Origin of the sequence: Loigolactobacillus backii (assembly GCF_003946275.1) — a bacterium.
GTDB classification, from domain to species: Bacteria; Bacillota; Bacilli; order Lactobacillales; family Lactobacillaceae; genus Loigolactobacillus; species Loigolactobacillus backii.
Genome location: NZ_RHNQ01000088.1, coordinates 1 through 6,604, shown reverse-complemented (window position 1 = coordinate 6,604; position 6,604 = coordinate 1). Strand labels below are relative to the sequence as shown.

Annotated in this window: 4 protein-coding genes; all 4 read left to right on the top strand. The window is 40.0% G+C overall.

Annotation, left to right across the window (positions count from 1 at the left end; translation table 11 throughout):
- The first annotated feature begins 126 nt into the window (after positions 1-126).
- Positions 127-888, top strand: coding sequence for a DUF475 domain-containing protein (locus EKM61_RS10945; protein WP_068226109.1), 762 nt, complete (start codon positions 127-129; stop codon positions 886-888).
- A gap of 306 nt (positions 889-1,194) precedes the next feature.
- Positions 1,195-3,903: an HAD-IC family P-type ATPase gene (locus tag EKM61_RS10940; RefSeq protein ID WP_068279644.1), complete on the top strand. Its 2,709-nt coding sequence runs from the start codon at positions 1,195-1,197 to the stop codon at positions 3,901-3,903.
- 291 nt (positions 3,904-4,194) lie between these two features.
- Positions 4,195-4,950, top strand: coding sequence for a nicotinamide riboside transporter PnuC (pnuC, locus tag EKM61_RS10935; RefSeq protein ID WP_068226111.1), 756 nt, complete (start codon positions 4,195-4,197; stop codon positions 4,948-4,950).
- 299 nt (positions 4,951-5,249) lie between these two features.
- Positions 5,250-6,332, top strand: a complete 1,083-nt coding sequence (gene recA, locus EKM61_RS10930) for a recombinase RecA (RefSeq protein ID WP_068226112.1) — start codon at positions 5,250-5,252, stop codon at positions 6,330-6,332.
- Positions 6,333-6,604: the final 272 nt, after the last annotated feature.

Genomic DNA, 6,604 nt, shown 5'->3' with positions numbered 1-6,604 from the left:
CTTTCAACTAAAAATTGAACTGGCAATTTTAGTCTATAATTTAGGATTTTTTAATTTTGTGACGAACTAGCACCACGCGTGTTACAATGTTTATTACTAGAAATGATTAAAAGGAGCGGTGTTGGTTTGGTGCACATAATTGAGCAACTGTATGGCCCATTTTTTGATTTATCTAATTGGATTAAAGTTGTCGATTCTGGCAGCGATTGGGCAATTATTTTTTCGCTAATTCTTATTGAGTGTTTACTCTCGGTGGATAATGCAGTTGTATTGGCGGCACAAACACAGTCTTTACCAACTTTGCGGCAGCAGAAGAAGGCGCTGATATACGGGCTGTGGGGTTCTTACCTCATGCGCTTTATCATGATCGGTTTAGGAACTTTTTTGATTCATATTTGGGCCGTAAAAGTGATCGGGGCACTGTATTTGTTATACTTAGTTGGTCATTTTTTCTATCAACGACACCAAAAAAAACACGCAACAACGCAAAAGCCTAAGCAGGGTAGCTCAGTACTCTGGGTGGTTGTCTTACAAGTTGTTATGATGGATGCCATTTTTTCTGTAGATTCTGTGTTGGCCGCACTAGCCATTTCGTCGAATCCAATTATCGTGTTAATCGGTGGTTTAGTTGGTATTTTGGTAATGCGGGGCGTGGCCGAATTGATATTGTCCTTCATGAAACGAATTCCAGAATTAGAACCAATGGCCTACTATTTAATTGCGTTTATCGCAATCAAACTGTTCCTCTCAATTCCACAAATTGGCATTGAAATTCCGTCGTGGTTATTCGTTATTATTTTAGTGATAGCCGTTGTGGCCACGCTGTTGGCCCATCAAGTCAACAGTCACCGTAAGCAACGTTCACGCTCAGAGGTAAAGAAGAGTTAGCCACGGAATTAATTTAAGGGATCCTATTTTGCTAATCAACTTAGTATTGGATTAAAGGGTTTATTCTAAAACTCAACAAGCTATTCAGATAAACTCATTTACCGCTAAACTGTGATTAATGAGTTTATTTTTTTTAAACTATTTTTCGGAATAATTGCTTTAAGACTGCAATTCATAAGAAAAATCTGTATACTATGCTTACAAAAGTTTTTTTGGATTGGAGATGATTGAAATGCACGGTATTAAGTTTGCTAAAAAGTTAAACAGTCAAGAACACTGAAATCGAAAGGGAGTTTATAAACTATAATGAGTGACTATTCAGGAAAAAATACCAAACCTAGCCCCAGGTCGTTGCCGGTCTGGCAACAAACAACGAGTCAATTAAAGGCAACGTATAAAACCGATGTTGAGGTCGGTTTAACGAGTGAAGAAGCAAAGCGACGTTTTGAAAAAAATGGACCCAATGAATTATTGGCTAAAAAGCAGTCTAATTTCATTCGCTTCATTAAGCAGTTTAATAATAGTATTATTTATATTTTGGCTGTGGCAGCAATCGTTACTTTATTAATGCATCATTACTCTGATTCAATTGTTATCGGATTAGTGATCATTGCTAACGCCTTGATTGGCTATTTTCAAGAGGTTCAGGCGGATAACGCGCTAACCAAGATTCGAGAAATGTTACTATCAGAGAATTACGTTTTTCGTGATGGTGAAAAACACCAATTACCAGCCCGAGAATTAGTTGTTGGTGATTTGGTTAACCTCGAGGCCGGGGACGCGGTTCCAGCTGATTTACGGTTGATTTCGGCGGATAATTTCAAGGTACAAGAATCAATTTTAACTGGTGAAACTGGTTCAGTTAATAAAATTGAGGAGCCCATTGATCAGGCCGACTTGGCGTTGGCTGATCGGCAAAATATGGCCTTTGCTTCGACTGCTGTAACTTCTGGATCGGCGTTAGGAATTGTCATCGCAACTGCGACGGATTCTGAAATTGGTCACATTCAACAAAGTGTTGTAAATGTTAAAGAAAAGCCAACACCATTAATGCAAAATTTGAATTCACTAGGAATTGGCCTTTCAATCGGTATTGTGGTGGCAGCGATTTTGCTATTTGGTTTAGGCATGTGGACGCACGTTTACAGTCTACCGGCGCTACTAATTGCGGTCATTACAATGGTTGTTGGTTCTATGCCAGAAGGCCTACCAGCCAGCACTTCAGTTGTTTTGTCAATGGGTGTTAAAAAGATGACAACCCAGCACGCCATCGTTAAAACTTTGCCGGCCGTAGAGACTTTAGGTGCGGTTGATATTGTTAATACCGATAAGACGGGGACATTAACTAAAAATGAAATGACAGTAACCCAAGTTATTACTGGTGATCATCACTATGACGTTACTGGAGTTGGTTTTACCCAAGGAGACCAGTTAGATTTAACCGGCGAGTTACAATACCATGGTAAACCATTTGCTTATCAGGATGATCCAGGCCTTAATTGGTTGGTTAATATTTCCGGACAAACGACGGACGCCGCGTTGATTGAGGAAAATGGCCAATGGCAGCTAAATGGTGAACCAACGGATGGTGCATTGACGGTGCTCTACCAAAAATTGACTGGGCACACACCTGAAGTGGATGAGATTGATTCACTACCGTTTGATTCGGCGTTTCGTTTTAGTGCCCGGTTGGTTCGCTTTAATGGCGAGCACATTTTGATGGTTAAAGGTTCACCGGCGACGCTTGGTAAAATGGCGGCCGCCGGTAATCCTGATTTTGATGATAGTCACTGGGAACGTAATTTAACACGGTTGGCCAATGATGGTCTGCGGGTTGTAGCTTTAGGTTACCAGCGTGTGCCTGAAACAATGACGACCATCACACGAGAACAAATTGGGGCCGGCCTACAGTTGGTTGGTATGGTGGGCATTATGGATCCACCACGAGAGGAAACCGTTTCATCGATTAAAGAATTACGTCAGGCTGGTGTAAAAGTTAAGATGATTACCGGCGACCATCCGGATACTGCGGGGGCCATTGCCAAACGTTTGGGCTTAGACGATCAAATTAGCGCGATTACAGGTCCCGAAATCAATGAAATGAATGATGATCAGTTAAAGAACTGCATTGATAATTACAACGTTTTCGCTCGAACAACACCGGCAGATAAACTACGAATTGTTAATGCCCAGCAGGCAAATGGGCACGTTGTATCAATGACTGGTGATGGCGTTAACGACGCTGCGGCCTTAAAGCAGGCCAATATTGGTGTGTCAATGGGAATTAAAGGAACTGAAGTTGCCAAAGAAGCAGCCAATATGGTTCTGGCCAACGATGACTTCGCAACAATTGTTAAAGCTGTTCGTGAGGGCCGCCACGTCTTTGATAACATTAGAAAGACCATTCGATTCTTATTACCAACAAGTTTTGCGGAAGGCTTAATTGTCATGATCAGTATTTTAATGGGCCAAGAGTTGCCGTTATTTCCAACACAGTTACTTTGGATTAACATGGTATCGGCCCTAACGATTCAATTTGCCTTTATTTTTGAACCGCCAGAAGATGGCATTATGACCCGGGGACCACGTAATGTAAAAGCTGGTTTACTAAATCGGCTGGATATTATCGAAATTGCCTATGTCTCAGTGCTAATCGCCGGTTTAGGGATAATTGCTTTTGATTTTGCGACTCGTGCTGGAATGTCCGTTGCGTTAGGTAGTACTATGACCTTGAATATTGTGATTTTTGGGAAGATTTTCTACTTATTTAACCTGCGTAACGCGCACCCAGTGATTTCGAAACACTTTTTTGAAAATAAGATGGCCTTTATTATCGTTGGCATTTTATTATTACTCCAAGTTGGGATTATTTATTTGCCATTTATGCAATCAATTTTCCACACTGCGCCAATTAATTTCTTCTACGGCTGGGTAATTCCGGCAATTGCTGGGTTTATTGTCTTAGTCATTACGGAAATTGGTAAGCTGTGGCGGATAAAGCATGCTGCTGCATGATGATTGCCTTATGTTAGTAATTGATCTAGTAAAATATCCAAGATAACTAAATTAATTTTTACAAAAAAGATGCTCCTGGTGAAGCGTTTATAAAAACGTATTCAGTTGAAGCATCTTTTTTGCGTTGCGGCCAAACGTCTTTTTTTGCAAATTTATTTAAAAAGTGACTGGCGCAAATCAAAAATAGTGCTACAATATATAGTGCTGATAAATATTAGCTCACAATATATTGTGTTATTAATGGCTGGCCAGCTATTTTATTAAATTATCAATGAGCAGGGAGAGAGTATTGTGAGTAACTATATTAAGTTTTTAAGGCACCAATTAAAAGGGTGGCCCCAACAAAATTACTATTTGTTTTTCTTTAGTGTTGGTTGTCAGGTTATGACGTTGGTTAATCAAAGAATTACTTGGTTGACGTTGGTTACCTTTATCGGAACGACACTTGGTGTTTTATGTATTTTAGCAATTAATGCGGCTAAATCGGTTAATGGTTGGTTAGGCATTTTATCGGCCATTTGTTTTATTATTACCGGGTATGCGGCCGGTAACTACCTTAGCATTGGTGAACAGTTGGCGTATATGATTACGTTGGACATTCCGGTACTCTTAAGCGTTAATTGGAACGTTAATATGGTCTCAAAGATTAGAAAATTTAATGGATCAACTTGGGCTATTGCCATTATTTCAACGATTATTGTTTATTTTGTTTCTGGTTTTGTCATTGGTCGGTTTACAAATGACCCCCGGCCTTGGATTGATGCCATCAGTTTCTCCATCAGCTTAACGGCCGGCGTAATCTGCTTCCTACGTTACAATAACCAATACATTTGGTGGCTGGCATCTGGTTTAGCACAGATGGTCTTATGGTTTGTTTCATTCAAGCAAGGATCAGCAACTCTCGCTATGTTTGTAAACAGTTCAATTTACTTAATTAATGATATTTTAGCATTTACGATTTCACCATGGTACAACAAAAAAGAACGTGCTCGTTTAGTAAAGCAGGAAGCTGCCTACGCTAAAACAAGTAGCACGGTAAATAATTAAAAATTTTAAATCGGCGCTGGTTAGTAAATTGATGATCCTTTAGGGATAATTAAATTTGCTAATCAGTGTTTTTTGTCTAAATAGATTTAGTTACGTCCTTGTCCAAATGATGATATAGTAGTTTTAGATTGTAGATCCATGGCTGGATGGTCGATTAAAACAATTCAAATTTTATCTTTAGATTTCTCGATAAATTTAGGTCGAAATTCGGCAGTATTAAATTGCATTTTACGACTAAAGGCGTTAAACTGAATTTAATGACAAACGTGTGTTCGGCAAAAAAAGAAAGCGTGAGCTAAATGGCAACAAAGAGTATTGCTAATCATGATGGCACGACTGCCAAGAACGAAACAGAACGACAGGCTGCATTAGACCACGCCTTAAAGAAGATTCGTCAAAGCTTTGGGCAAGGCGCTGTAATGCGCATGGGTGAGAATACAAGTACCCGGATCGAAACAAACTCGACTGGTATTTTATCATTAGATGTTGCTTTGGGTGTTGGTGGATTTCCTAAAGGGCGGATTATTGAAATCTACGGTCCTGAATCAAGTGGGAAGACAACGCTAGCCTTAGCGGCAACTGCATCGGTTCAACGTAATGGGGGAACCGTCGCTTATATTGATGCCGAAAATGCAATGGACCCTAAGTACGCACAGCAATTAGGTGTTAACATTGATCAGTTGCTGTTATCACAACCAGACTCCGGTGAAGAAGGGTTAGCTATTGCTGATACACTGGTGGCAAGTAGCGCGATTGATCTAGTTGTTGTTGATTCGGTTGCGGCATTAACACCCCAAGCTGAAATTAATGGCGAGATGGGTGACGCCCACGTTGGGTTACAAGCACGAATGATGTCCCAGGCACTCCGTAAATTATCTGGTGAGATTAACCGAACAAAAACAACGGTTATTTTCATTAATCAATTACGGGAAAAGATTGGGGTTATGTTCGGTAATCCTGAAACAACTCCTGGTGGTCGTGCGTTGAAGTTTTACGCAACCATTCGCTTGGACGTAAGACGTGGCGAGAAGATTAAGAACGGAACCGAAATAATTGGTAATCAAATTAAGATCAAGGTCGCTAAGAATAAAGTAGCGGCGCCTTTTAAAGTTGCCGAAATTCAAAACTATTATGGCAAGGGTTTTTCCGCCGTTGGGGATGTGCTTGGACTAGCAGTTGAAAATGATATCGCTAAGAAGTCAGGCGCTTGGTATAGTTATAAGGGCGAACGTATTGGGCAAGGCTTGCCTAATTCAACGGCCTATTTAACTGATCATCCTGATTTATTAGATGAGATGTCAAAAGAAGTACGGGTAAAGTTATTACCGGAAGTGGACGAAAAGGCTGCTGATAAGCCGAAACAGAAAACTCCAGAAGAATAATTTTGGGATTAAAATACGTAGAAAGTGATTTTCTTGGATCGATAACTAATCGTCCTAAAGAATACGGCTCTATACTTTTTCCTGTTGATAGTTTACAAATGGTAAACTATTAACAGGATTTTTTGTGCCTTTGAATTTACAATTTAAGGACAGAAAAAGAGCTCACAGCCCTCATCCAAAAAATCCACCCACTACAGTATCATTTGAAAGGATATGAGAAAACCGTGAACCCTATAGACAATCATATAAAATTTGCGCTCAGTATTAAAGAC

Excerpts from the sequence above, each read along its gene's own strand:
- recA (WP_068226112.1), top strand. The coding sequence starts at position 5,250 with ATGGCAACAAAGAGTATTGCTAATCATGATGGCACGACTGCCAAGAAC.
- EKM61_RS10940 (WP_068279644.1), top strand. The coding sequence starts at position 1,195 with ATGAGTGACTATTCAGGAAAAAATACCAAACCTAGCCCCAGGTCGTTG.